Origin of the sequence: Paracoccus sp. IB05 (genome assembly GCF_016405985.1) — a bacterium.
In the GTDB taxonomy this organism is placed as follows: Bacteria; Pseudomonadota; Alphaproteobacteria; order Rhodobacterales; family Rhodobacteraceae; genus Pseudogemmobacter.
This window is the reverse complement of record NZ_JAEFCF010000002.1, coordinates 107,018-132,769: the sequence shown is the minus strand read 5'-3', so window position 1 is coordinate 132,769 and position 25,752 is coordinate 107,018. Positions and strand designations below refer to the sequence as shown.

The following is a 25,752-nucleotide window of genomic DNA, read 5'->3' as shown; positions in this document are numbered from 1 at the left end:
GGCGCTTCGCGGGGGTTTTTCTTTGGCTGTCAGTAGCTGAGCAATCGGTCACCATCCTTGTCGATGATGCGCGTCGGCAGGCCGATTTCGTTAAGAAGATTGATAAAAGGCTTCGGATCCAGCTCTTCGGCATTAACCATCGTGCCGACATCCCAAAGCCCTTCGGCAATCAGAACCGCAGCCGCAACCGGCGGAACACCTGCGGTATAGCTGATGCCCTGGCTGCCAACCTCTTCAAACGCTTCCTTGTGGTCGGCGGTGTTGTAGATCATCACCTCGACCGGCTGACCGTCTTTTTCGCCTTTGACGAAATCCGCGATCAGCGTCTTGCCGGTATAGCCGGGCGCCAGGGTTGCCGGATCGGGCAGCACGGCCTTAACCACTTTCAGCGGGATGACTTCCTGACCTTCGGCGGTCTTTACCGGCTGCTCGGACAAAAGCCCGAGGTTTTTCAATACGGTAAAGACGTTGATGTAATGGTCGCCAAAGCCCATCCAGAACCGCACATCGGCCTGGGGATAGTTTGCGGCAAGGCTGTGGACCTCGTCATGGCCCGACATATAGGCCTTTTGCGGGCCGACAACCGGCAGATCCCAGGTCTTCCCGATCTCGAACATCTGGTTTTCCTGCCAGGCACCGCCCTGCCAGGAATAGACCGTGCCGGTGAACTCGCGGAAATTGATCTCAGGGTCGAAATTGGTCGCGAAATACTTGCCATGGGAGCCGGCATTGATGTCGACGATGTCGATCTCGGTAACCCTATCCATCATATCGGCTGCAGCACGCGCCCAGACGTTAACCACGCCCGGGTCGAAACCGATGCCCAGAACGGCCGTCACGCCCGCCGCTTTGCAGGCGTCGCGCTTTTTCCATTCATAATTGCCATACCAGGGCGGCGTCTCGCAGATCTTAGTCGGATCTTCATGAATTGCGGTGTCAATATAAGCGACGCCGGTCTCGATACAGGCGTCCAGCACCGTCATATTCACGAAAGGAGAGCCCACATTGATGACAATCTGAGAGCCAGTCTCGCGGATCAGTGCCGCCACCGCCTTGCTGTCCATCGCGTCGACCGAATGGGCGTCAAAGCGACCTGCTACTTTCATCGCGCTTTTCTCATGGACTGAGGCAATGATCGCCTCAGCCTTGGACTTCGTGCGGCTGGCGATATGCAGCTCCCCAAGGCGGTCATTCAGCTGCGCCGCCTTATGCGCCACCACCTGAGCGACGCCACCGGCGCCAATGATCAACACGTTGCGTTTCATGGGGAAACCGCCTCCTCTTGAGTGCTGGGGAAGGGGGGACTGTCTGGGCCTCAGCCGAGACTGTCCCGGTAATCGGCATAGCCGAATTCGCGTGCGACGGTGAGCGAGCCATCCAGCTCTTTCACCACGATGGACGGCATTTTCACGCCGTTGAACCAGTTCTTCTTGACCATGGTATAGCCTGCGGCATCCGGGATCGAGATCCGGTCGCCGATCTGCAAAGGCGCTTTGAACCCATACTCGCCATAAATATCGCCAGCGAGACAGCTCTTGCCGCAAACCATGAAGCGATGCGGCCCGGTATCGTCCATCCGGGCGCTTTCGCGGTAGATCAAGAGGTCAAGCATATGCGCCTCGACCGAGGAATCCACGATGGCGAGATCCTTGCCATTGTTCAGCACGTCGAGCACCGTCACTTCCAGCGTGGTCGTGTTGGTGATCGAGGCTTCGCCCGGCTCAAGAAACACCTGGACCCCGAACCGGTCCTGAAAGACCCGAAGCCGCTCGGCCAGGGCTTTCAGCGGGTAACGTTCGCCGGTGAAATGAATACCGCCACCCAGGCTGATCCAGTTCAGACGACGCAAAAGCGGGCCGAATTCTTCTTCGATCCGCGAGAGCTGGCGGTCAAACAGATCAAAATCGCGATTCTCGCAATTGTAATGGATCATGAAGCCGGAAATCCGGTCCATCACCCGCTCGATCTTCGCCGGGTCCCATTCGCCCAGCCGCGAAAACGGCCGCGCGGGGTCCGCAAGATCAAAGCCGCTCGTCGAAAACCGTGGATTCAGCCGCAATCCACGCTGGATCTGGGCCGATTGATTGTCGAACCGCTCCATCTGGCTGATCGAGTTGAAGATGATCTTGTCGGCGTAACCAACCGCCTCTTCAATCTCGTGATCGGCCCAACCCACGGAATAGGCATGGGTTTCTTTGCCGAACTTCTCACGCCCCAGGCGCAGCTCGTAAAGCGAGGAAGAGGTCGTGCCATCCATATGGCGCGCCATCTGGTCAAACACCGGCCAGGTCGCAAAACATTTCAGCGCCAGCAGGCATTTCGCGCCCGAAAGGCTGCGAATCTCATCCATGATCGCCATATTCCGCGCCAGCGCGGCACAATCGATCAGGTAATAGGGCGTCTGGATCATCGAATCCCCCCGGGTTGCAGCAGAGAACCAACGGCCACACGGCCAGAACGGCCATGTAGGGCCGCAGGCCCTCTGATGCAAGCATCATCGGTGCTGCTTAGCCCGCCGGCCATGACGGCGGGATGACAGAAAGCTGTCACTTTGCCGCGAACCAGGCCCAGGCATCGGCGGCAATGGCGGGCGCCGCGTCGTAGAACCAGTGATCGTGACCGGGGATCACCACCAGGTCGGTCGGATGCCCGGCAGAGGCCAGAAGCTGCGCCGAACGCCGCACCTCGGCAAGCGGAAACAGGCGATCCTGGTCGCCGACATAGATCCGGACCGGCACCGGATTCTCCGGCAGACTGGTCGCGAAAAGTGACCCTGCATGCGCCACGACCGCCCGCACACCCGAAGGCGGCCGGACGGAAAGCGCAAGCGCCATATTGGCACCCGCCGAATGTCCGAAAAGATAAATCCGGCTGCGATCAATCGCATAGAGATCGGCGGCATCGGCCAGAACCGCCTCAAGGAATTCGACACCATCGCGGCTGGCCGACCAGGCCTGGCTGTCGGCGGCATCCAGTGCGATCAGCATCAGGCCTTCGCGCTTTGCAATCGCCTGCCAGGGCGCCAGCATATCGCGCCCGTTGCGGCCCGAGCCGTGGAACAGGATCACGACAGGCGCGGTCTGGCCGGATTTCGCCCCGTCATAGCCGTACCATGTCCGGCTTACGCCATTCACCTCGAGGATATGCGCGCTGACGCCCGGGCCGGGGATGGCCGGCGCCGCGCTCTGGCGTGGCGCGGCAAGCGTCGCGTTGACGGTTTCGGTGAAATCCGCCCCGCCCGAGGGGCCAGGAACCGGAGACAGTCCCGTGGCTGGCTGCCAGTCCGGGATGAAGCGCGGCGCGGCAAGCAGAAACGCACCGCCCAAAAGCGTGAAAAAAACGAAAGAGAGGAGCGTGTTCAGGTAGCGTTTCATTCCGGGCAATTTTCAGTATCTTTTGACATAGTTCGCCTCCTGATTGCTGCCCGATTGAGACAACCAGAAGGCGTCAAGGTGATTTGTTGGGTCCAACTCTCGGGAAACGGCAACAATCCCGGGTCAGATCATACGGATCGTTTCCTTTCCAACGGCCAAAACATAACCGCGCCGGGCAATGGTCTTCACCAGAAGCTCGCTCACCAGTTGATTGCCAAGCGCGTCGCGGAGCCGTTTGACCCGCGTGGCCCCTGCCGCCTCTTCGCAATCCGCCTCGGACCGGCCCGAGATCACCGCTTCGATCTGCACCCCGGTCAGCACCTCATCATCCATCCGCGCCTCGGCCAGCACAGAGAGCGTCTCCAGCGCGGCCTCGGTCAGGGTGAATTCCAGATCGTTGATATAGACCGCCCTCGCCTCGCGCGAGATCATCAGCGACGAGACCTGGATGCCTGACCGCTGGATCGCACCGATCTTCTTGTTCAGCACGATGATCATCACAAGGAAAACCAGCGCCGCGACCAGAAGTGCAGACGAAAAGACCAGCAGCACGAAAATCACCATCCGATAGCTGGTCAGAACCTCGGAAAAGGTGGTTCCGGACCCTGCCAGAATCTCAAGAAGCCGGATCTCGGCCCCGCTGCGCAGATCGTCATTCTCGATAAAGATCCGCTCAACCCTTGCATTGAACGCGTTGGCGTCGGGCAGGTTCAGGAACAAAAGCAAGGCAGCCGCGAACAGGATCAGCACGATCCCGGCGATTCCGAAGGTCACAACCCGGTTGCCCTGTTTCAGGCTGTCAGTAACGAAGGAACCAGGCCCCGGCATTCGCTTTCCTCTCATCCAGCCCCTCCGGCCCGAAAGTGGACAGGACATTCAGCAAAGTCCAGCCGCCGGCGGCAAGACGGGGTTTCAGCTCGGCTCCGGCCTTGCCCGGAGAGCAATTGCCATCGGAAACCTGCGCCACCCCATAGTGGAGCTGCAAGGGGTCATCTTTCTTGGCCTTGTAATCTGCGTAGCAATCAGCCGCCGCAGGCCCGGCAAGGGCCAGCGCCAATATGGCAGCAAGCATGGTTCTGATCATCTCCGGCTCCATCGTCGGAATACTGCCCGTCCCTTAACGGGGCGTTATATTTCTCCGCTCAATCTGCGGAAATCCGCCTGGATATTCAATAACGAGCAAGGTCTCAGGGCGGTGATATCCCATATCACGCGCATCAGATGCGGCTGTTATGGCCTGGCCATGCGCCGTTATTGCGCGACCTGGCCGCTGCGAGCCAGGTCGGGTCATCCGCTGCAGGACGCTGACGGCCCTCCCGAACTCAGATCGGGGTCAAGGTCGCCGGCAGCGACGGACAGTGGCGCAACAAGACCCAAGGAGGCATTCATGCAGCATCACAGGACAGAAGCGGCTCCGGCCCGGCAAAGCAACCAGTCGCATCCCGCTGATTTCGATTTCGGCCAGGCCCGCGCGACGGGCAAGCCGCGGAAAACAGCACGCCCCGGCCTCACCGCAGGTCTGATTGGCTTTGCTTTTGCGGTGTCGATGTTCATGCCGGTCGGCGCGAAGGCAGAAGCCGCCTGGCAGCGCTATCCCGATCAGCTGAGCGAGCCGGCCCGTCCGGGCATTCTGCCGGAGGTGCTGAACGTGGACAGCAAACGCGGCATGCGCCCCGGCTGGGACAAACCGCATCGCCTGCGCCTGCCCGGGGTCTGCGCGCTGCAGATCGACGGGCGCCGCGGGTACAGCGGCTATTCCGAAAACTGCCTGCGAAATCAGGGGCTGCGCGAAAAGCTGCCGCGGGACTGCGGCACTGCGGCCCGCGTTTTCGGGCAGCGCGACCGGCTGTTTTCCGCAGCCTGCCTGCGGGATTTCGGCTATATGCTGCGCGATTGATCCGCCACAGCCTGGCGCGTCCGCAATCCGGACGCGCAATTTCAGCCGGGTTGATCCGGTTTATCGCGGCAAAAGCTCTCATAAAGCGCCGACATCACCCGCAATGCCGGCGCGCTTGCGATCTTGTACCAGATCGTCTGGCCATCGCGGCGGCCGACAATGATCCTGTCGCGCCGCAAAAGCGCCAGATGCTGCGAGACAGTCGAATCGCGGAGCCCCAGATACCCGGCCAGCTGGCCGACCGATTTCTCGCCCTCGACCAGGTGGCAGAGGATCAAAAGCCGGTGCCGGTTGCCAAGCGCCTTCAGAAGCGCGCCCGCCTGGTCTGCGGCGGCGAGCATGGTCTGGGGGTTCAGGTCCATCGGGGGATGCATCCGGCCCTATCTACATAAAATCGCAGATAAAATCAAGCCAGGCGGTCGTCGGTCAGGCTGCGCGAAGTGACCCGAAAACAAAAGAACCCCAAATAAAAGCACCCCCGAGGCCGAGGGGGACTTCGGGGGTGAGATCACCGACAACTGGTCCGCCGGTACATTGCCAATATCGGGCAACCACCAACCGACGGCCTGACAGGTTACTGACTGACACGTCAACTCGTTAAGTGCATTGGCAACGTTCGTGCACAACGACCGCCCAAGGCCCAGACCGCCGGTGGTCTGAAACTGGAACTCTACGGATCCGGCATACAGGCTTATTCCACGGGTCCGGTAAAAGTTAAATTCGCGTGGTTGCCTAGGCAGAACTGCCTATATCCATTTACGGGGCCACTGGCATTCACCGACCATAGCCCTTAACCTGCCCCGGATCCGGCTCAGCCCCGGAAGCTTGCAATAACAGGCAGAAATTTTGCAATCAGGCCCGAGAATTGCGTCACCCCTATGCTGTCCCCGCCCCGCCGGGACAGCCTTCCGTTGCGTCAGCCCGCGCCTGGCCTGCGGAGGCCGGTGATGCGGTATTCGCTGCGGATCCTTCTGGCACTCTGCCTTGCCGGCCTGCAGCTCATCGCTGTTCTGGCGGTGGTGTTCTCGTCATATTTCACCTCTGAAAAGGCGCTGATCGCCCATGCGCGCCACCTGTTGCGCGATGTCGGCACCAATGCGATCGAACATTCCAAGGGCTTCCTGAACCCCGCCCAGGGCGCCGCTGAACTCGCGGCACGGCTGGCGCAGAACCAGGTGGTTGCCAGCGATGACCATGCGCGGCTTGAACAGCTCCTGTTCCAGCAATTGCAGATCTCGCCGCAATTTGCCGGTCTCTATTTCGGCGGCGAGGATGGCAATTTCGTCATGGTCTCACGCACGCCAGATGAGGCAGGGCCTTTCCGCACCAAGCTGATCACCATTGAAAACGGCGTCCGCCGGATCGAGCTGATCTGGCGCCGCGATGACTTCTCGATCATGGCGCGGCGGCTGACCCCGGACGATCCCTATGACCCACGCCTGCGCTCCTGGTTTATCCTCGCAAAGAACAGTCTCGGCACGGTCTGGACCGACCCCTATATCTTTTTCTCATCGCAACAGCCGGGCATCACCCTGGCAGCGCCGGTGCTGCGTCCGGTCAATGGCAAACGCGGGGCCAGCGGTGCGCGCAGATCCATCTGGGGCGTGGTCGGTGTCGATATCGAGATCAGCCGCATCTCGGATTTCCTGTCGCGGCTGCAGATCGGAGTTTCTGGCAAAGCACTGATTATACACAAGAACGGAGATGTTATCGCGCATCCGGATATGGACCTGTTGCGGATCACTGCCGAGGATGGCTCGTTGCGCTTCGCCAGTATCAGCGAGATCGACGACCCCATCGCGCGCGCCGCCTTTGCGCCGCTGGCACGCAGCGGCGAGTTGAAGATCGCCCAGCTCACCCGCTCACAATTCACCTATGAAGGTGAATCCTATGTCTCGACCGTTATGCCGACGATCAGTGGCAAACTGCCCTGGACCATCGGCGTCTATGCGCCCGAGAGCGATTTTACGGCCTCGATTAAGGACAACCGGACCCAGAATATCTGGATCGCGGTGCTGGTTGCCGCGACCACCGGCATCGTCGGGCTTTTGCTGGCCGATTACATCTACCGCCCTGTTCGCGCCTTTGCAGTTCGCAATGCCTTGATTTCTCAGGGTGAAGTCGACCCCACAAAACCGCCGCCGCGCACCTATAAAGAGCTGGAAAAGGCCAATTCCACCCTGATGCAGCAAATCGTGGCCCGCCGCGAAGCAGAGCGCGAATATGGCCAGACCTTCGAGCTTTCGACCCGTGCGATGGCGCAGATCTCGCCGGTGGATGGTTCGATCATCCGCGCCAATGCGAAGTTCGCCGAACTGGTCGGTGCCCCATCGACCGGGGCGGTGATCGGACGCAAGGTGACGGATGTCGCGCATCCTGACGATGTTGCCGCCTATGCCTGCGGCGATGGCTCGCAGCTGAATGAGACCGGCGGAGCCGAGTCCAGCCAGGAAATGCGCTGGTTCCGGCGCGATGGCTCGCTGATCTGGGTCAAGCTGAATTCGATCATCATTCGCGATGAGGCGGGCAAGCCCCTGCATGGCGTGCTGACCGTCGATGACATCACCGAAGAAAAGGCCCGCGCCGGCAAGATCGAGCAGCTGAACCGCGACCTCTCACATATGGCGCGCGGCAATACGATGGGGCAGATGGCGGCCGGCCTCGCACATGAGCTGAACCAGCCGCTGACCGCGATCTCGCAAAATGCCGATACCGCCTTGCTCGCATTGCAACTGGGCAAATGGACCGACATCGAGCTGCGCGAGCTTCTGACCGAAATCGAAAGCCAGTCACTGCGTGCCGGAGACATCATCCGCGCGCTGCGGGGCTTTATCCGCAAGGACGAAGGAACGCTTTCGCCCTTTGATTTCGCTGAACTTCTGGGTCAGACGCTGCGCCTCGTCCATGCCGAGGCCAGCGATTCCGGCGTGCGGATCGTCGAGGATCTCGGCGTGCTGCCGCCGGTTCTGGGCAACCGGATCCAGGTGGCGCAGGTGCTGGTCAATCTTTTGCGCAATGCCATCGAAGCCATTGCCTCTGACAGCGAAAACACGCGCCAGGTGACCGTGACCGTGCGGCCTTTGCTGCAGGACAGCCGCGAAATGCTGCTCGTCACGGTCGAGGATACCGGGCCTGGCGTCAGCGACTCCATCACGCTTTTTACCCAGTTCGACACATCGAAACCCGAAGGCATGGGCCTTGGTCTCTCGATCTGCCGGTCGATCATCGAGGCCAATGGCGGCACGCTCTGGCATGAAAAGCCGGGGGCGCGGGGGGCAAGATTCTGTTTCACGCTGAACACAGCTGCGGAGGCGGTATGAAAGAGCAGTCGATTGCACAGCAAGACCCCGTGGCCGGGCTGACGGTCTTTCTGGTCGATGATGACGAAGCGATCCGCAATTCGCTCGCCCGTGCGCTGCAAAAGCGCGATTATCGGGTCGAGACATTCCCCTCGGCGGCAGATTTCCTGCTCCGCTATGATGGAGAGACCCCCGGCTGCCTGATCCTCGATTACGGGATGCCGGGGATGAACGGGCTGGAATTGCAGGCCTGGCTGGCCAGGGCCGGCCATGACCTGCCGATCATCTTCATCACCGGCCATGGCGGCGTGCCGGAATCGGTGCAGGCGATTAAGGCGGGCGCGCTGGATTTCCTTGAGAAACCCTTCCGTCAGTCGGTGCTGATCGAACGGATCGAGACCGCTTTCGCGCTGGTTGCCGAACATCACGCCGCCCGCGCCGGGACCGAGCGGCTCAGGGCGAAATTCGACCGGCTTACCAGCCGCGAGATGGAAATCGTCAGCCATATGGTGTCAAACCCGTCCGAGACCTCCAGCAAAGAGGTGGGCGCGAGGCTCGGGATCAGCCCGCGCACCGTCGATCACCACCGGGCGCGGATCCTGGAAAAACTGCAAATCCGCTCGGTGGCCGAGCTGATCTCGATGGCGCAGCATTTCCTCGCAAAGGGCTGAACATGGGGCAGATCGACCTCAATTCCGATCTCGGCGAAAGCTATGGGCCCTGGACGATGGGCGAAGATGCCCGGATGCTTGAGCTTGTGACTTCAGCAAATCTGGCCTGTGGCGGCCATGCCGGTGATCCCGAAACCATGTTCACCGCGCTGTCGCTGGCGGTTTCCCGCGATGTCGTGATCGGCGCCCATCCCGGTTATGCCGACCGCGAGGGGTTTGGCCGAAGGGTGATCCCGATGCAGCCGGCCGAAATCACCCGGATGGTGGTGGCCCAGACCGCCGCTTTGCAGGGTCTGGCCGCGCTGGCCGGGGCCGAGATCCGTTATCTCAAACCCCATGGCGCGCTGTCTGGCCTGGCCGCGGCGGATCCGGTGATCGCCGGCGCCATCGCGGATGCGATTGCGGCTTTGCCGGGCCGCCTTGCATTGCTGGCGATCTCGGGAACGGCGCTGGAAAGCACAGCGCGCGCGCGTGGCCTTACCGTTTATTCCGAGATTTTCGCGGATCGGGCCTATCTGCCCAATGGCCAGCTGATGCCACGCAGCCAGGACGGCGCCGTGCTGCATGACGCTGATGAGATTGCCGAACGCCTGATCGGGTTCCTCGACAGCGGGATGATGCCGGTTGCGGGCGCGGCGCCGATTGCGCTCGATGCGCAGTCCGTCTGCATCCATGGTGATACGCCGGGCGCCGTCGATCTCGCCACTGATCTGCGCCAGCGGCTGAGCGCGGCGGGCGTCGCGATCCGCCCCTTCCTGCCCGGCTGACCCCTGATGAATGACGCGCCCCGCTTTCGTCCCGTCGCTGAACATGGCCTGCTGGTGGAATTCGGCGAGGGCGTGAATGCGGCGCTGCATGACCGTGTGATGGCGCTGGATGCCGCGCTGAACGCCGCGCCACCGCAGGCCATGATCGAAACCGTGCCCGGGAATGCCTGTCTGCTGGTGCGTTTCGATTGTCTGGCAACCGATCATGCCAGGGTCGAGGCAGACATCCGCCAGCGGCTCGACACCGGGCGACCGCAGGCGCCGGAAGGCCGGCTGCATGAGGTTACAGTGTGCTATGACGCGCCCTTTTCTCCGGATCTCGCTTCGGTTGCGGCGATGACGGGGCAGAGCCCGGAGGCGGTGATCGCCGCCCATCTTGGCGGTGCGTATCAGGTCAGCCTGTACGGCTTTGCACCGGGCTATGCCTATCTGACCGGCGTTCCAGATTCGATCCGCCTGCCTCGCAAATCCGCTGCCATCCGCGACATCCCGGCCGGGTCCGTTCTGATTGCCGGGTCGCAATGCATTGTTTCGACACTTAAAATGCCGACCGGATGGTGGATCATTGGCCGTTCGGCCACAAGCATCCTCACGGCTGACACGGCCCGCCCCTTTCTCTTCGATCCCGGCGACCGGGTGCAGTTTCGCCGCATTCGCCATGACGATCCGGAAATGGCCCCGGAACTGACCGATGTCTGAGGCCGAACTCTGCCTGCGCTTTGCCGGCCCGCATGTCTCGATCCAGGACGAGGGCAGACCAGGCTGGGCGCGTTTTGGTGTGCCGCAATCGGGCGCGATGGACCGGCTCGCCATGCGGGCCGCGAATGCGGCCATCGGGAATGCGCCCGGCACACCGGTGATCGAGATTTCGCGCGGCGGCGTTCAGATCGGTTGTGACGCGGGTGAGATCGCCTTTGCCCTCACCGGCGGTGGCTTCATCCTGGAACATGCCGGCAAGCGCCTGGGATCCTGGTCACGCGGGCTGCTGCGGGCCGGGGAAACCCTGGTGATCCGGCCAGGCACATGGGGCAACTGGTGCTACCTGGCCTTTGCCGGGCAAAGCCTGGTACCCACCTGGCTGGGGAGCGCCGCGACCCATGGGGCCTCTGGCTTCGGGGGCGGCAAACTTGCCACGGGCTCAAAGCTGCATTTTGCCCCTGTCGAACCGCGCCTGCCTTTGTCGCCGCATATCCCCTGCCCGATCCTGGCGCGCCCCCGCCATATATTGCGTGTCACGCCCGGCCCGCAGGAGCGTTACTTTCCCGAAAGATCCATCGAGGCGCTCTATGCCGGCCCCTGGAAGGTGACGACTGCGGCGGATCGGATGGGAACCCGGCTCAACGGCCCCGCAATTGCACCGCTTGCGCCGCTTGATATGGCCTCGGAGCCGCTCACGCGCGGCTCGATCCAGGTGGCGGGGGACGGGGTCGCCACGATCCTCACCGCCGATCATCAGACGACGGGCGGCTATCCCAGGATTGCGACGGTGCTCGATTGCGACCTTGACGCCTTTGCGCAGGTGGCGCCGGGTCAGAGGGTCGCCTTCCTGCCGGTTTCGCCTGGACAGGCCATTGCTTTTGCCCGGCAGCACCAGGCCGCCTCGGAGCGCTATATCGCGCGCCTCGCTTCCCGGAGTCAGCCGGTTCAGGATCTCTTCTTGCCATCTTGCAGCCGGGCGAGAACCTGATCTCTTCCGAAGGCCTGTCGTGCCGCCGCGAGCTCTGTGCGCCAGATCACCTCTTGCCGCGCCAGGTGCTGGTTCAGTTTTGTCCTGCGCCCGGCCGCCCATCCCTCATAGACCAGAAATCTCTGCGCCTCGGTCATATCCGCCATCGCCGCCTCATCCGGAACCCGGTTCAGCGCCGCCAGCCTTTCCCTGATTGCCTCCCGCTCCGCCGCAGCTTTGGCGAGGCTGGCCGCCCGAAGGTCAAGCACCATGCCGGCCATCCTGCGCAGCCGATGCAGTTTTTCGACCCGTTTCATCACTCACCTCCGCTTTCTGGCTTTCTCCCGCATCATGGCCGCAAACCGGATCGCGGCGGCCACCGCGGCATAATGCTCGCGCCGGATCTCCTGGCCGATCTCGGTGATCCCGTAGATCGCGCGCGCGGTGGCAGGATCGCGCCGGATCGGCACCCCGGCCTCCTGCGCGCGTTCCCTTATCCGCGCCGCGATTTCATCGATGCCTTTGGCAACACAAACCGGCGCACCGCCCCTGATCCGGTCCCATTTCAGCGCGACGGCGTAATGGGTCGGGTTGACGATCACCACATCCGCGCCCGGCACATCGGCAAGCATCTGCCGCGTCGCAATCTCCTGCGCCCGACGCCGGCGATCGGCCTTCATATGCGGATCGCCCTCGCTGTCTTTCATCTCATCGGTCAGCTCTTTCCGTGTCATCCGATTGCGTCGCATGAATTCGGCCCGTTGCCAGAGGTAATCCACCGCGCCGATAACTGCGTTGAGCGCAATCACCAGCAGGAGGAACCCGGCAAGCAGACCGACCAGCAAAAGGGCCACCTGCCCGGCCTCGAGCCGGGTGCTGCCAATGATCTGATCGGCGCGGCTGGTCAGAAACAGCGCCAGGGCCAGCGAAATCAGGACCATTTTCGCTGATTTCTTCAGGAAATCGACCAGGCCGCCGCGGCCGAATTTCTGCCCGAAATTGCTGATGATCGAAATGCGGGACATCTTCATATTCAGTTTCGACGGCGCAAATACGAACCCTTTTGACGCAATCAGCCAGATCAGGATCAATGCCGCCGGCACCAGCAGCAGCGCGATGACCGGCCCCGCCATCGCCAGGGCAGCCCTGCCGATCACCGCCGCCGCCCCCTGATCACCGGGCCCCGGCAGGCGGTCGGCCTGATCAAAAAAGGCCGCCGCCACCTCTCCGGCCCGGGTGATGGCAGCTTTGCCAAAAATGGCGACGGCCAGCAGAATGCCCGCACCTGCAAGCGCGGCGTGGATATCTTCGGATCTGATCGCATCGCCCTCTTCCCGCGCCCTTTCCAGCCGGCGGGGGGTCGGGTCGAACTGCTTTTCATCCTGATCGCTGTCGGAGCCTGACATCACCAGGGTCCGAACGGGTCAAGCAGGCGGAGGCCCAGGGCATCCTGCCAGCTTTGCAGCAGGAAAGGACTGGCCAGGGCAAGCAGGATCAGACCGCCAAGGGTCAGGGCCGGCGCGCCGATAAAGGTCACCATCAGAGAGGGCATGGCGCGGTTGATCGCCCCGAGCGCAAGATTATAAAGCAACGCCGCCAGGATGAACGGTGCAGAAAGCGTGAAGGCGAGGGAGAAGGCCCGCGCAATCAGCCCCAGCGCCCAGCGCGAGATCTCGCCCGGATCAGGCAGCTGCCCTGGCGGCAGAACCTCATAGGAATAGACCAGCAATTCCACAGATCGTGCCAGCCCGCCCATAGAGCAAAACAGCACGAGCCCTCCAAGTGTCAGCAGATTGGAGACGATGGGCTGGGGCTCAGGCCCGGTTCCGTTGAACATCTGGGCCAGGGAAATCGACTGACCGATCATCGTTCCTGCGGTTTGCAGGCAAAGGATCATCAGGCGCAGCGTGAAACCAAGGAGCAGGCCCGCGACAACCTCGGCCGCCACGGTGAGGGGCGTAATGACCGCGCTTTGCGGGTCAGCGCCGGGCAGGCCAGCGGGCGCCTCAATGACGGCAGGAAACACAATCGCCGTCATGACCATTACGGCGGTGATTTTAATCTTTTGTGGCAGGAAGCTTTCGCCGAAACCGGGGAGCAATGCGACCGCCGCGCCGACGCGCGGAAACACGAGGGCCGCCTGCCAGATCAACCCCTCCGCGATGCCGAAAACGCTGCTGAGCTGCGCGATCAGACCGGTCATGCCGCGACCTGACCGAAAAGCGCAGGGCGATTGTCAGCGCCGATTTCCTCATAGGAGAGGACAGGAACCCTGAGCCCCCGCGCCTGAATGACGGTCCGCAGGAACCGTCGCCTTGCCGCCGAGGTGACGATCGCCGGCGAGGCGCCACTCTCTCCGGCCTGACCGATTCTTTCCGCTATCCCATTGGCAAGTTTTGCGAAAATATCCGGCGGGAGGGCGACATCGCGCAATCCGCGATCCCCGTCGGTTTGATGGGCCTGGAAGGTCCGCTCCCATTCGGGGGCAAGCTGGATCAGGGGCACGGTTCCGTCTTCGCGGCGGAATTCGGCAACGATCTGGAAACCGAGACGCTGACGGACATGTTCGCAGACCGCTTCGGGGGATCCGAAACTGCGCGCCTCGGCGACCGCTTCCAAAATCAGCGGCAGGTTTCTGACCGAAACCCGCTCCTCCAGCAGCAGGCGCATCACCGCATGGAGCAGATCCATCGGCACTTTTTCAGGGATCATGTCGTCGAGCAGCCGGCGGTTCGCCTCTGCCCTGCCCCGGTCCGAGAGATCGGTGAATTCATCGAGCAGACGGCGCAGGCCACGCAGCGAGAGCAGACGCGAAAGGCTGGATTTCAGAACTTCAAGCAAATGGGTGGCGAGGACTTCGGCCGGCGACACCACCGTCAGACCCGAGAAAACCGCATCCTCCTGATATTCCGGCCGGATCCAGCGGGCGGGCGCGCCATAGACGGGCTCTTTGACATCCTCACCCTCAGGCGCGCTGGCACCATCAGACATCAGCACCAGCACGCAATCCGGAATCAGCCGGTCGGTCACCTTCGCGACTCCCTGAATGCGGATCCGGTAGTGTCCGCCCGGCAGCATGGCCTCATCCGTGAGGCGAATTTCGGGGAGAATAAGCCCATAGGTCGAGGCGATATGATTGCGCATACTGGCAATCCGCCCATCCAGACCGGTCGCAGGATCCAGCGCCATATCCACGAGATTTGGCGAGAACTCGATATGAATTTCGTCAAAATCAAGCACATCCCCGATATGGTGTTTTGCAGCGGTCTGGCTATTGCTGAGCTCTGGCTCGGCCTTTTCGACAGGCTTTTTCCAGACCAGGCGGGCAAGCCCTGCAAGCCCTGCCGCCGTGCAGATGAACGGAAGGAAGGGCATGCCCGGCAAAACCGCGAGAACCGCCATCAGCCCGGCAACGGTTGCAAGGGCTGCGGGATAGCGCCCAAGCTGCTCGACCAGGCTGATATTGACGGCGCCTTTTGTCCCGCCGCGCGCGAGAAGGAGAGCTGCTGCAACCGAGATAATCACCGCAGGGATCTGACCCACCAGACCATCCCCAACCGTGAGAATCGCGTAGGTCGAGAAGGCGCGGGCGGCATCCATATCGTGCATCCCGATACCGACGGCCAGGCCCACCACAAAGTTCAGCGCGGTGATCATCAGGCCGGCGATCGCATCGCCCTTCACAAATTTCGAAGCACCGTCAAGGGAGCCGAAGAATGTGGTTTCCGCCAGCTCGGTTTCACGCCTCTGGCGCGCCTCATCATGTGTGATGGCGCCGGCGGACATATCTGCATCAATCGCAAGCTGGCGCCCCGGCATCCCGTCGAGCGCGAAGCGCGCGCCCACCTCTGCCATTCGCCCCGCGCCTTTTGTAATGACGATAAAATTCACGATCATGATGACGGTGAATACCACGAGGCCGAGCACGATATTGCCGCCCATGATAAAGCTCGCGAAGCCCTCGATCACATGGCCGGCCGCAGCCGTGCCGGTATGGCCCTGGCTGATGATCAGCCGGGTCGAAGAGACATTCAGCGCAAGCCGCAGCAGGAGGGATGCAAGAAGGATCGTCGGGAAAGACGAAAAGTCCAGCGGCCGTTCGACAAACAGCGTGACGGTCAGCATCAGGATCGCCAGCGAGAAGGACAATGCCAGGCCGATATCCAGCAATGCAGGAGGTATCGGCAGGATCATCATGCCGATGACAGACATCAGGGCAACGGCCATCAGGACGGTCGGATGGAACAGGTTGCGCGCTTTCAAAGTCTCCATTTCGGCCTCCTCACGGTGCCCCAAAGAGCGGGCGCGCAGAGCCCGAAACCGTCACAAGCGAACCCGGGCTCAGAACTTTTCCCGTTTGCAACAAGGGGTAATTGTTCTCGCGGGGGGTATCGGCGGCCAGCAGAACACTGTCGAAAGGCTGGCCCTGAACGGATGCATGGATCGGTCTGAAGCGCTTCATATAGCGCTCTGCAAGTTCCGGAGTGAAAGAGTGATAGGCCGCAACTGCTTTTTCCCAGCTACCGGTCTGGTGCATCAGGTCTGACAGAAATCCGGCGGCATAATCGGCATTTTTCTGCGGGTCTATCATCGCATCAGGTGATGCAAAGGCTTCGCCATGCCAGCGCCAGTTTAACTGAAAACAGCCTATATCTATATTGGTCTCGCCCCGGGCGATGACAGTGTTGAGCCATTGCAGCGCCTGCTCCCGGCTGTCGAACCATTTACTGTCGCCCGCCTGGTTCAGCGCCCAGGGCCAGGGCTCCGGTCCGTTCACGCCCTGACGGCCGCTTTCAGTCATTGCGACTGCCAGCAATATGTCACGCGGCACACCGGAAACCTGAGACGCACGGTGAATTGCGTCCAGACATTGCCGGGCATAGTCAACACTTTGACCTGTTGCCGGAATGCCAAATGCGCAGATCATGATAAGGGGAAGGCCAGTCAAAAAGCTGTATCGTGACATTCTGTCTGATCCACAGGAGCCGGATCATTTCCGGATGAAGGGTACAATTCGACTATTGCGCATTGGTGGTTGCCAAAGGGTTACGGAAATTGCCCCGGAACAGCCTGCATCAGTTCGACTATGGCCTCGCGTGCAGTCTCGCTTTCGCCTGCCAGTCTTGTGCCGCGCGCGAGAATCCCCTCGGAATCTCCGCCCGCCGGAGATGAGAGCACCATCGCCGCCGCCGGACTGAGGCCCGCCGCATCCTGATCGGCAATGTAGCTCCAGTCGCCGGCCCAGAACTCCGCCCGCAGGGCTCTGCGCTTGTCGCCGCTTGCCAGGAAAATAGCAGCGGCAGCATTTGCGTTTCCCAGTTGTATCGCGGCCCGCGCCCGCAAGGCATCCGCTTCGGTACCGCCAAGGCCTGCAAGGGTCCGAACCGCAAGCCGGGCATCGCGGATCGCAAGTGCGGCCTCAGCAGCCAGCATTCGGTCGGCCTCCGCCTCCAGGCCATCGGCAGGCCCAAGCCAGTGCAGCGCTTCCTGAGCAAAGCCGAAACGCAGCAACCGTTGAGCAACCTGTCTGCTGACTTCTGGTTTTCCGCGCGGTGGGACAGAAACCTTCAGCGCCTCTGCCAATAAGATTTCATCCGGAGCCGCAACTGAGGCGAGTTCCCAAAGGTCTGCGACTGTGTCTGTGGCTTCCGGCAGGAGATCGAACGCAGCCCGAAAATCGCCCGCCATGGCAAGAGTAAGAACTTCTGCCCGCCGGATGCGTGGATAACCGTCTGTCCCTCGCAGTTCTGCTGTCAATGCAGAGAGCTGCGCCGCCAGATCCGGCGGAACCAGACGATCCCCGCCGAAAGCAGATTCCGCACGCAAAATTGCCGCCTCCGCAGCCGAAACTCCCGGATCGGCGAGCACTTCTTCCGCAATATCCGCGGCCGCGTAGGCATTGCCGGTTGCCAGTTCAATTCCGGCATCCATTAACTGGACCTGCTGCCCTGTCGGTCCAGGCACACGCAGAACAGCATCCCGCAATCGCCGGGCGGTGGTTTCGTCGCCCTGCGCCATGAAATAGCTGACCAGAACAGGTGCGAGGTGGCAACGCAGATCCTGAGAAAGCGCTGAGAAACTGCGCGTTACCGCGGCCGTATCTGGCGCAGTCGCAATTCGCTCAGATCCTGCAGTCGCAAGCGCAAGAATTGCCCAGAGAGCAGCATAGGAATCGCAGCTTTCCATCCCCGAAAAAGCTCCGCGAGGCCCAGGTTCCAGATCCACCAGATAACTGAGATCGTAAAGCGCTGCCCGTTGAGCCGCCTCTTCCACAGGTAAAAGTGTGAAAATTTGCCTCGCCTCAGCGCCGAAGCCGAGTGCAATATTAACCTGGGCCGCCTCGAGCAGATTTTCGACCACTGGCTGGTCGAACTCTGTCAGGAGATTCGTACGCAGTTTACTCAACGCGGCAAGCGGCGCTTCGTCCGGAAGCCATGCCCCAATATCTGTCATGCGATCGGGAAGACAGGGTTTGCCGTCAGCCGTCAGGTTTGGCCCCGGGGATCTGTCGGTTCCGGCGCGTATTCCCGGCATCTCACCATTCGCAATCCGCACGCCAGGCGCTTCGGCCAGGGGGGATTTCGCCGCCGCCGGCAACTCCGCGAGAGAGCCGGGCACGACAACCCCTTCGACGATGCCCACACTGATCTGCCGCAAGAGCGCATCGCGCAAGGGATTCAGCAGAAAACGCACTTCATCGCTGGCGTCTTCATCGCGGATTGAAGGCTCTGATGGGAGACCGAAACCTGCGATTTCAAGCCAGTTGTAGGAGGGTTTCTGCTCCACTCCTGACGCCGGAGAGGCTTTCGGCGGCTTGATAATCGGGGCAGAAATAATCAGGGCCTCAGGGTTTTGCGACGGCTGACGTCCTTGGGCAGGGTCACCGGGATCAAGGGGCCGCTCGAATTCAGATCCGGGAGGCGCGGGTCCGTTTCTGACATCTATCGCAACAATGCCCGGCCTGACCTCGAAAGCGATTGCATGACAGGTGCAGCCAATATCCATCCGCAGCGCCCCGGTCTCTTTGTCCTGCCAAAGAGACCGGATGCGGGATTTCGGGATTTTATCGAAGGCTTTGCTCAGATCATACCCGTCAGGCTGATCTTCAGTCCTGAAGGCGTAGCCCCGCTCCTCCTTGCCAAGCTTCCATTGGCCGAGCGACGATGTTTCGATCACAATCCGTGTAAATTCATCATGTTCGCCCCCACGGATCCGGGCAATTTCGGCCTGAGAATCAGACGGCAGCAGGAGGGTGAAGACCGCAGCCGCAATCCGAAACGCGCGCATCATGCTGCCTCTTGCTTAAGAGCACGCAGCGCTTCTTCAAGATCGCCGAATTCCGGGCGCATGTGATGCGGGGTGTTCTGACGTCCGACCTCGATACAGATATTCGCCGGATGGCGATGCAGGTTGGCGATCAGAACCTCCCGTATCAGATTGTAGAAATGGCCATCCTCCTCGACCACCGCGCGGACACGCGCCGCGAAGGGCCCCATGAGCCCATAGGCCAGGAACACGCCGAGAAAGGTGCCCACCAATGCGCCACCGATCATTTTGCCAAGTATTTCGGGCGGCTGATCAATCGAGGACATCGTCTTGATGACCCCAAGAACCGCGGCGACAATCCCAAGCGCAGGCAAGCCATCGGCCATGGTCTGCATCGCATGACTGGAGTGCAGAGCGTGGTTCATCTGGACCTCCATGCGTTTGTCGAGAACTTCCTCCACCTGATGGGGGTCGTCGTAGTTCATCGAGGCCGCACGCAACGTGTCGCAGATCAGATCAACGGCGTCGTGATCCGCCTGAATGCGGGGATATTTGCCAAAGATGGCCGAAGCGCCGGGATTCTCTACATGCTCCTCCAGGGCGACAGGGTTCGCCCTGGCCAGCCGCACCAGCTCGAACAACAGGCAGAGCAGATCGCGGTAATCTTCCGGCCTCCACCTGGGGCCTTTGAAGACTTTGCCAATGTCCCGCATGGCCTGTTTCACACCGGACATACCATTCGAAATCAGGAAGGCTCCGACGGCCGCACCACCAATCATGGCCAGCTCGAACGGCAGGGCTTTCAGAATGATCCCGAGTTTGCCGCCAGCCGCAGCATAGCCGCCGAAGACCATGATAAAGATCACTGCAATGCCGATCAGTCCGATCATGGGAGATATTCCTGCCTTGGTTCACGCCAGCCTGGACGCAAGCCGTTAAAAAAGCGCCAGGGTTGCCAGCCGTCAGCCCGACGATCCGCAGCTATTCGCGCGGCGCACCCGCATTCCTGCCCGCGAGAATGGCACTGACCGCATAGGCCTTGTCCGGCGCCATACCGGTCAGGATCGCCGCAGCGGCATCGGGGCGCATGCGCCCCAGAAACCCGGCGGCAAATTGCGACTCCATCGCAGTGAAAAGAAGGGCGGCATCTTTTGGCTTCATCGCTTCGTAGACAGTGGTCAGCCGCGCAAGATCCGCCTCCGCCGCACCATCCGCGAGCGCGAGGGCCGCACGCAGGTCCGTCTCAGTCTGACGAAGGGCTTCCATTCTGCCGTCGAGGACCTCACTCGCTAGATCCAGAGCCGCTGCGCGATCCGCCAGCGCCGCTTCCTGGGCGGTCACCCTGGCCTCCCGCGCCGAGAGGGCAGTGGCAAGCTCCTGTGGCAGCGGATCACAGCTTTCGGCAGACACGGCTTCCGGCACGGAATCGGCGCCTGCCGCCCAGGCAAGCGAAGATCCAAGGCCATCGCCAAACCTCACCGCCCCGGATGCCGCGAACAGAAAGGCGATCAGCACCAACGTACCGCGCCCGGCGCGACGGCTCATTCGGCGGCTTCCATCACGCTGCCGCGTCGACGCACCAGCCGCACGCGACGCAGATCCTCGCTGTCCTCCGCTGTTTTGGCCACGGCATATGGTTGCAGCGCAAGGCCGCCAGGCGAAGCCGCCGGGATATCATGCATCGAGGCCACCATAAGCTCGAGCCTGGTCGAGAGCTCTTCCGCGCGGCTGGTCAGCACCGCAAGCCGCTGGCCGGACTGACCCGCCACCTGCTGCGCCTTTTCCAGCGCCCGCGTCATTTCATCAACCTGGCCGGAGAGCACGGCAATCGCGCCCCCCATCCCGGTTTCCAGCGCGGTAAAGCGCCGCAGGCGGCCCGCCAGAACATAGCAATAGACCGCCGCCCCGAGCGTCGCGGCCAGCAGCAGAATATCGGCGATCAAGGTCATTTCAGCCCCTCAGTTCATGACAAATTCGGTGATCAGAAGATCGCGCACCCGGCCTTCGCCGGTGACAATCTGGATACGGCGCAGCATCTGGGCCCGGAGCCGCGTCATCGCGCCCGGATCATCAAAACCTGCGGGATCGACCGCGCGCAGATAGCTGTTCAGGACATCAAGCACGCGCGGCATCAGCAATGTGACCTCGGCCGCATGGGGCTTTGCCACCTCGATCTGGGCCGCGAATCGCAAATGCCGCCCCGGCGCCCCCGGGGGCAGCGAAATCAGGATCTGCTCGACCGGAACATAGGCGATATCCGAGAGCCCCTGCACCTGCGACCCGGCCAGAGCATCGTGCCCCCCGCCCGGCAACAGGCCCGATTTCATGACATAAAATCCCGCGCCACCCGCGCCGGTGGCCAATAAAAGGCCAATCAGCAGCGGCAGCTTCGGGCGTTTTTTTCCAGCCCCCTCCACGGCAGCCTCTTCAGGAATCGCAGTATCCGACACGCCAGCCTCCGTTTCGTCTTGAGAACGAAGATAGATCGAAGGGCACTAACCGATTGTTAATCCAGACCCTTCATTTCTGGTCTCGTCAGGAAAGAATTCCGGCGGAGAGAAAAGTGCAGAATGTGATCTCGATCTGGAATGGGCTGGAGTTGCGGCGCAAGCTTATCCTTGCGGGCGCGACAATCGCAGTGTTTCTTGCGGTTCTGGCCCTTTCACGCCTCTCGGGCGGCGGGCCATCGGTTCTGCTTTATGCCGGTCTGGATGGGCGGGCGGCGGGCGAAGTGGTCACCGCACTGGATCAGCGCGGCGTCCCTTACGAGGTACGGGGCGATTCGATCTGGGTCGATTCCGCCAGTCGCGACTCGCTGCGGATGTCACTGGCCGGAGAAGGTCTGCCCACGGCCGGTGGCGCCGGATATGAATTGCTGGATACGCTTTCGGGCTTTGGCACCACCGCGCAGATGTTCGATGCCGCCTATTGGCGGGCAAAAGAAGGCGAACTCGCCCGCACAATCCTGGCAGTTCCGGATGTGCGGGCAGCGCGGGTCCATATATCTCAGGGCCCGTCAGACCCATTCCGGCGCGGAACAAACCCGACGGCAAGCGTCACGGTGACAACCGCCTCGGGGCGCATATCGGATGATCAGGCGCGGTCCCTGAAACATCTGGTCGCCTCGGCGGTCAGCGGGATGACGCCGGCTGATGTCCAGGTGATCGACACCACCGGCGGGCTGGTGTCTCCGGCAGAAGACGGCGCCAGCGGTTCCGCCAGTGATCGTGCGAAAGAAATCCGCCAAAGCGTCGAGCGGCTGCTTGCCGCCCGGGTCGGCCCCGGAAAGGCAGTCGTCGAGGTCTCGCTGGACCTGCAGACCGAGCGTGAACAGATCACGGAAAGGCGGTTCGATCCGGAGGGTCGGGTCGCCATTTCAACCGATACCGAAGAGAAAAGCAGTCAGAACAGCGAGCCTGGCGGTGATGTCACCGTCGCGTCCAACCTGCCCGAAGGGGATACGGGTGCCGGCGCCGGCGGCCAGTCGCAGACGAATGAAACCCGCGAAAGGGTGAATTACGAGATTTCCGAGACGCAGCGCGAACTGTTGCGCGGGCCGGGTGGCATTCGCCGGATGACGGTGGCTGTGTTGATCGACGGCCAGACCGTGACCGCGCCCGACGGGACCCAGAGCTGGGAGCCCCGCAGCGAAAGCGAACTCTCTGCGCTGCATGAGCTGGTGACTGCGGCTGCGGGAATAGACACGGCACGCGGTGACAGCCTTACGCTTAAATCTCTTGAGTTTCAGCCGCTTGTGACCGATGGCACCGAGGCTTCCTCTGGTTTCCTCTCAGGCTTTGGCCCGCTGGACACGATATCGCTGATCCAGATTGCCGCGCTTACCATTGTGGCTCTCATCCTCATGCTCTTCGTGCTGCGTCCGATCCTTGCCTCTGGCCGCGCAGTGGCGCTGCCGGCGCCGCCTTTGCCGTTGCAATTGCCCGGGATGGCCTTGGCCGGCTCGGCTGACGCGGTACTGAACGGGGAAATCGACAATGGGTTCAGCCTGCCTGACCTCCCGATGGTGGATTTCAGCGGCTCTGACGCCCTGCAGGAGGACCCGGTGGAACGGCTGCAGCGGCTGATCCGCGAACGTCAGGCGGAATCGATCGAGATCCTGCGCGGCTGGCTTGGTCCGGATGAGGAGCGCAGTTGATGCCACTGCCGCAGCTTGAGGTCTTCGAGGCCGGGCGCAGTCCGGGGCGGGACGTGGTCGTCACCGACACCGCTTCGGTGGAAGAAAACCGTGCCGCCGCCTGGGAACAGGGGTACCGCGCCGGCTGGGACGATTCAGAGGCCGCCCATATGCAGAATGGTGACCGGGTCAGGGCCGAGCTGGAGCGCAACCTCATGACACTTGCCTTCACCTGGCAAGAGGCACGGGCACATATCCTTGGCGCGATGGAGCCGCTGTTGCAAGAGATCGTCAACCGGCTGCTGCCGGATCTGGCACGCGAGACGCTCGGCCCGATCCTCGTCGGGCAACTGATGCCAATGGTGGCCGAAACTGCCGAACAACCGGCAAATCTGACCCTTCACCCGGCCGCCCGCCCGCAGGTTGAGGCGCTTCTTTCGCGCAGGCCGGGCCTGCTTTTCGAGATTTCCGAAGATCCGGGTCTCGGCGAGGCCCAGGTCTTCCTCCGCCTCGGAGCGCGGGAAGTCAGCATCAATCTGAGCCGTGTCACCGAGAGCATTATCAGGTCCGTTCAGGATTTTTTCACCCTGTCGCAGGAGAACCCCGATGGATGAACCCGCAAGCTCCAGCCCCTTTGCCCAGGTCCCGATCGAGATCACCATCTCGGTGGGCCGCGCCCGCCCCAGGGTGCAGGAGCTGCTGCGTCTGGGCAAGGATACCGTCCTGCCACTGGATCGCCGCGTGGATGATCCGGTCGAGCTTTATGTCGGTGACCGGCTGATCGCACGGGGTGAGCTGACCGAGCTGGAAGGCGACAAGGCCGGGCAGCTTGCCGTCCGCCTGACCGAGGTCGCCAATCTCAAGAGCGGATTGTGACCGTTTTTTTCCCTGCCCCCGCCTGGAAATGCGCCGCCCTGATCGCTGCCGTTCTGGTGGTTTGCCTGCTCTCGGCCCCGCCGGCGCTGGCCCAGGGGATCACCCTGGATCTGGGCGGCGAAGAAACGCTGGCCTCGCGTTCGGTGCAGCTTTTGCTGATGATCACCGTGTTGTCGGTCCTGCCGGGTCTGGCAATCATGGTGACCTGCTTTCCCTTCATCGTGACCGTGCTGTCTATTCTGCGCCAGGGCCTCGGGCTTCAGCAGGCCCCGCCCAATATGCTGATCATCACGCTTGCGATGTTCCTGACCTGGTTCGTGATGGACCCGGTCTTCACCGAGGCCTGGGCACGCGGCATCGGCCCCTTCACGCGCAATGAAATCGACCTTCCCACCGCCTTTTCCGAGGCATCGGCCCCCTTCCGTCGCTTCATGGCGGCCCGGATGGACCCGGAGACATTCGCCCGTCTCGACGCCTTGCGGCCGCGCGCGCCTGCCGCGATCACCGAGGCGCCGCTGTCGGTCCTGGTTCCTTCCTTCCTGCTGTCGGAAATCCAGCGCGCTTTTGAGATCGGCTTCCTGATCTTCCTGCCCTTCCTGATCATCGACCTCGTGGTGGCGGCGATCCTGATGTCGATGGGGATGATGATGGTGCCGCCGGCCGTGGTCTCGCTGCCGTTCAAACTGGCCTTCTTCGTGGTGGCCGATGGCTGGAGCCTGCTCGCCGCCTCCCTTGTCCGAAGTTATACCTGATGAAAGCAGCCCTTGCCTGACCCGCGCAGCTGTGGCCTCTTTCCGGAAAACAAGGAGGTCTGTGATGCCGTTCAACCAACCGCTCGGCGGCAATGAAATGCCGCGCTTCGGCGGGCCGGTCACCTTCATGCGCTTGCCCGCGGCGCCATCCGCCGAGGGGCTGGATGTCGCATTTTGCGGCATTCCGATGGATATCGGCACATCGAACCGGCCCGGCACAAGGCTGGGGCCGCGGCAGATCCGCGACGAAAGCCGGATGCTCAGGCCCTTTAACATGGCGACCGGCGCCGCGCCCTTTGACCATCTGCAATGCGCCGATATCGGAGATGTGCCGATCAATACCTTTGATCTGAAGAAATCCGTCGGCATTATCGAGGCGCATTATGATCAGATCCTCGCCGCCGGTGCGCTGCCGCTGACGCTGGGGGGCGATCATACCCTGACCTGGCCGATCCTGCGCGCGATCCGCAAAAAGCACGGGCCGGTGGCGCTGATCCATGTCGATGCCCATGCCGATATCAACGATACGATGTTCGGAGAAAAGGTCGCACATGGCTGCCCCTTCCGCCGCGCTTTCGAGGATGGCTGCCTGCAGAACGACAAGGTCTTCCAGATCGGGCTGCGCGGCACCGGCTATAGTCCCGACGATTTCGACTGGGGCCGTAAGAATGGCTGGACGGTGATCCAGGCCGAGGAATGCTGGCATAAATCGCTGAAACCGCTGATGGCAGAGATCCGGGCGCAGATCGGCGATACGCCGGTGTACCTGTCTTACGACATCGACAGTCTGGACCCCGCCTTCGCGCCAGGCACCGGCACGGTAGAGCCGGGCGGGCTCACGATCTGGCAGGGGCTGGAGATCGTGCGTGGCTGCGCCGGGCTGAACCTTGTCGGCGGTGATCTGGTCGAGGTTTCGCCGCCCTATGACCCTTCAGGCAATACCGCGCTGATCGGGGCGAACCTGCTTTACGAGATGCTCTGCGTGTTGCCGGGCGTGCCGCAAAACCCGCCAAAAGCGCTGCGTTAGAGACGAAACCGCCCGCGCCGGA

27 protein-coding genes are annotated in these 25,752 nt (G+C 62.0%); 11 read left to right on the top strand and 16 right to left on the bottom strand.

What is annotated here, in order from left to right; all coding sequences use genetic code 11:
* Positions 1-29: 29 nt before the first annotated feature.
* The 5 genes from JC607_RS02180 to JC607_RS02160 form a co-directional block, all read right to left on the bottom strand.
* On the bottom strand, positions 30-1,265 hold the full coding sequence (locus JC607_RS02180; protein ID WP_198835305.1) for a saccharopine dehydrogenase family protein: 1,236 nt from the start codon (positions 1,263-1,265) through the stop codon (positions 30-32).
* A gap of 50 nt (positions 1,266-1,315) precedes the next feature.
* Positions 1,316-2,410, bottom strand: coding sequence for a carboxynorspermidine decarboxylase (locus tag JC607_RS02175; protein WP_198835304.1), 1,095 nt, complete (start codon positions 2,408-2,410; stop codon positions 1,316-1,318).
* A 136-nt stretch (positions 2,411-2,546) separates the two neighbouring features.
* The gene (locus tag JC607_RS02170; protein WP_198835303.1) at positions 2,547-3,374 is read right to left on the bottom strand and encodes a PHB depolymerase family esterase; all 828 of its coding nucleotides are present in this window, start codon (positions 3,372-3,374) and stop codon (positions 2,547-2,549) included.
* Between the two features lie 123 nt (positions 3,375-3,497).
* A complete protein-coding gene (locus JC607_RS02165) occupies positions 3,498-4,202 on the bottom strand; it encodes a response regulator transcription factor (RefSeq protein WP_092900198.1) in 705 nt (234 codons plus the stop codon).
* Positions 4,174-4,458: a hypothetical protein gene (locus JC607_RS02160; protein ID WP_198835302.1), complete on the bottom strand. Its 285-nt coding sequence runs from the start codon at positions 4,456-4,458 to the stop codon at positions 4,174-4,176. The genes JC607_RS02165 and JC607_RS02160 overlap by 29 nt, the downstream gene beginning before the upstream one ends.
* A gap of 303 nt (positions 4,459-4,761) precedes the next feature.
* Here JC607_RS02160 and JC607_RS02155 point away from each other — a divergent pair, with 303 nt between their 5' ends.
* Positions 4,762-5,271: a hypothetical protein gene (locus JC607_RS02155; RefSeq protein ID WP_198835301.1), complete on the top strand. Its 510-nt coding sequence runs from the start codon at positions 4,762-4,764 to the stop codon at positions 5,269-5,271.
* A gap of 41 nt (positions 5,272-5,312) precedes the next feature.
* On the opposite strand, the gene JC607_RS02150 is transcribed toward JC607_RS02155, so the two are convergent.
* Complete coding sequence (locus JC607_RS02150; RefSeq protein WP_233092564.1) at positions 5,313-5,633, bottom strand: helix-turn-helix transcriptional regulator; 321 nt, start codon at positions 5,631-5,633, stop codon at positions 5,313-5,315.
* Between the two features lie 585 nt (positions 5,634-6,218).
* Between JC607_RS02150 and JC607_RS02145 the strand changes: the two genes are divergently transcribed.
* From JC607_RS02145 to JC607_RS02125, 5 genes are read left to right on the top strand one after another with little or no spacing between them, the layout of a single operon-like run.
* Positions 6,219-8,591, top strand: coding sequence for a cache domain-containing protein (locus JC607_RS02145; protein ID WP_198835299.1), 2,373 nt, complete (start codon positions 6,219-6,221; stop codon positions 8,589-8,591).
* On the top strand, positions 8,588-9,241 hold the full coding sequence (locus JC607_RS02140) for a response regulator transcription factor (protein WP_198835298.1): 654 nt from the start codon (positions 8,588-8,590) through the stop codon (positions 9,239-9,241). The genes JC607_RS02145 and JC607_RS02140 overlap by 4 nt, the downstream gene beginning before the upstream one ends.
* 2 nt (positions 9,242-9,243) lie before the next feature.
* Positions 9,244-10,008: a LamB/YcsF family protein gene (locus JC607_RS02135; protein WP_198835297.1), complete on the top strand. Its 765-nt coding sequence runs from the start codon at positions 9,244-9,246 to the stop codon at positions 10,006-10,008.
* A gap of 6 nt (positions 10,009-10,014) precedes the next feature.
* Positions 10,015-10,707 (top strand): allophanate hydrolase subunit 1, encoded by a 693-nt coding sequence (locus tag JC607_RS02130; RefSeq protein ID WP_198835296.1) that lies wholly within the window; start codon positions 10,015-10,017, stop codon positions 10,705-10,707.
* Positions 10,700-11,695 carry a biotin-dependent carboxyltransferase family protein gene (locus JC607_RS02125; protein WP_198835295.1) on the top strand — a complete coding sequence of 332 codons (996 nt, stop codon included), beginning with the start codon at positions 10,700-10,702 and terminating at the stop codon, positions 11,693-11,695. The genes JC607_RS02130 and JC607_RS02125 overlap by 8 nt, the downstream gene beginning before the upstream one ends.
* Here the strand turns inward: JC607_RS02125 and JC607_RS02120 are convergent.
* From JC607_RS02120 to fliL, 10 genes are all read right to left on the bottom strand, one after another.
* Positions 11,653-11,991 carry a hypothetical protein gene (locus tag JC607_RS02120; protein ID WP_198835294.1) on the bottom strand — a complete coding sequence of 113 codons (339 nt, stop codon included), beginning with the start codon at positions 11,989-11,991 and terminating at the stop codon, positions 11,653-11,655. The two genes, JC607_RS02125 and JC607_RS02120, sit on opposite strands and share 43 nt — an antisense overlap.
* A gap of 3 nt (positions 11,992-11,994) precedes the next feature.
* Positions 11,995-13,080 (bottom strand): flagellar biosynthesis protein FlhB, encoded by a 1,086-nt coding sequence (locus tag JC607_RS02115; protein WP_198835293.1) that lies wholly within the window; start codon positions 13,078-13,080, stop codon positions 11,995-11,997.
* Positions 13,080-13,877: a flagellar biosynthetic protein FliR gene (locus JC607_RS02110; RefSeq protein WP_198835292.1), complete on the bottom strand. Its 798-nt coding sequence runs from the start codon at positions 13,875-13,877 to the stop codon at positions 13,080-13,082. The genes JC607_RS02115 and JC607_RS02110 overlap by 1 nt, the downstream gene beginning before the upstream one ends.
* Positions 13,874-15,946, bottom strand: a complete 2,073-nt coding sequence (flhA, locus tag JC607_RS02105) for a flagellar biosynthesis protein FlhA (RefSeq protein ID WP_198835291.1) — start codon at positions 15,944-15,946, stop codon at positions 13,874-13,876. The genes JC607_RS02110 and flhA overlap by 4 nt, the downstream gene beginning before the upstream one ends.
* A gap of 10 nt (positions 15,947-15,956) precedes the next feature.
* Positions 15,957-16,475, bottom strand: a complete 519-nt coding sequence (locus JC607_RS02100) for a transglycosylase SLT domain-containing protein (RefSeq protein ID WP_233092563.1) — start codon at positions 16,473-16,475, stop codon at positions 15,957-15,959.
* 245 nt (positions 16,476-16,720) lie between these two features.
* Positions 16,721-18,964, bottom strand: a complete 2,244-nt coding sequence (locus JC607_RS02095) for a hypothetical protein (protein WP_198835289.1) — start codon at positions 18,962-18,964, stop codon at positions 16,721-16,723.
* Complete coding sequence (gene motA / locus JC607_RS02090; protein WP_198835288.1) at positions 18,961-19,830, bottom strand: flagellar motor stator protein MotA; 870 nt, start codon at positions 19,828-19,830, stop codon at positions 18,961-18,963. The genes JC607_RS02095 and motA overlap by 4 nt, the downstream gene beginning before the upstream one ends.
* A 91-nt stretch (positions 19,831-19,921) precedes the next feature.
* On the bottom strand, positions 19,922-20,485 hold the full coding sequence (locus tag JC607_RS02085) for a MotE family protein (protein ID WP_198835287.1): 564 nt from the start codon (positions 20,483-20,485) through the stop codon (positions 19,922-19,924).
* Positions 20,482-20,889, bottom strand: a complete 408-nt coding sequence (locus JC607_RS02080; protein WP_198835286.1) for a DUF6468 domain-containing protein — start codon at positions 20,887-20,889, stop codon at positions 20,482-20,484. The genes JC607_RS02085 and JC607_RS02080 overlap by 4 nt, the downstream gene beginning before the upstream one ends.
* A 9-nt stretch (positions 20,890-20,898) precedes the next feature.
* On the bottom strand, positions 20,899-21,390 hold the full coding sequence (fliL, locus tag JC607_RS02075; protein WP_370584734.1) for a flagellar basal body-associated protein FliL: 492 nt from the start codon (positions 21,388-21,390) through the stop codon (positions 20,899-20,901).
* A 113-nt stretch (positions 21,391-21,503) separates the two neighbouring features.
* Here fliL and fliF point away from each other — a divergent pair, with 113 nt between their 5' ends.
* The 5 genes from fliF to speB all read left to right on the top strand — a co-directional run bounded on the left by fliF (position 21,504) and on the right by speB (position 25,730).
* Positions 21,504-23,096, top strand: a complete 1,593-nt coding sequence (fliF, locus tag JC607_RS02070) for a flagellar basal-body MS-ring/collar protein FliF (protein WP_198835285.1) — start codon at positions 21,504-21,506, stop codon at positions 23,094-23,096.
* Positions 23,096-23,689: a flagellar biosynthesis protein gene (locus tag JC607_RS02065; protein ID WP_198835284.1), complete on the top strand. Its 594-nt coding sequence runs from the start codon at positions 23,096-23,098 to the stop codon at positions 23,687-23,689. Before fliF ends, JC607_RS02065 begins: the two co-directional genes overlap by 1 nt.
* Positions 23,682-23,951: a FliM/FliN family flagellar motor switch protein gene (locus JC607_RS02060; protein ID WP_092900232.1), complete on the top strand. Its 270-nt coding sequence runs from the start codon at positions 23,682-23,684 to the stop codon at positions 23,949-23,951. The genes JC607_RS02065 and JC607_RS02060 overlap by 8 nt, the downstream gene beginning before the upstream one ends.
* Complete coding sequence (gene fliP / locus JC607_RS02055; protein ID WP_370584733.1) at positions 23,948-24,703, top strand: flagellar type III secretion system pore protein FliP; 756 nt, start codon at positions 23,948-23,950, stop codon at positions 24,701-24,703. Before JC607_RS02060 ends, fliP begins: the two co-directional genes overlap by 4 nt.
* Positions 24,704-24,764: 61 nt before the next feature.
* Positions 24,765-25,730: an agmatinase gene (speB, locus tag JC607_RS02050; RefSeq protein ID WP_370584732.1), complete on the top strand. Its 966-nt coding sequence runs from the start codon at positions 24,765-24,767 to the stop codon at positions 25,728-25,730.
* Positions 25,731-25,752 lie beyond the last annotated feature (22 nt).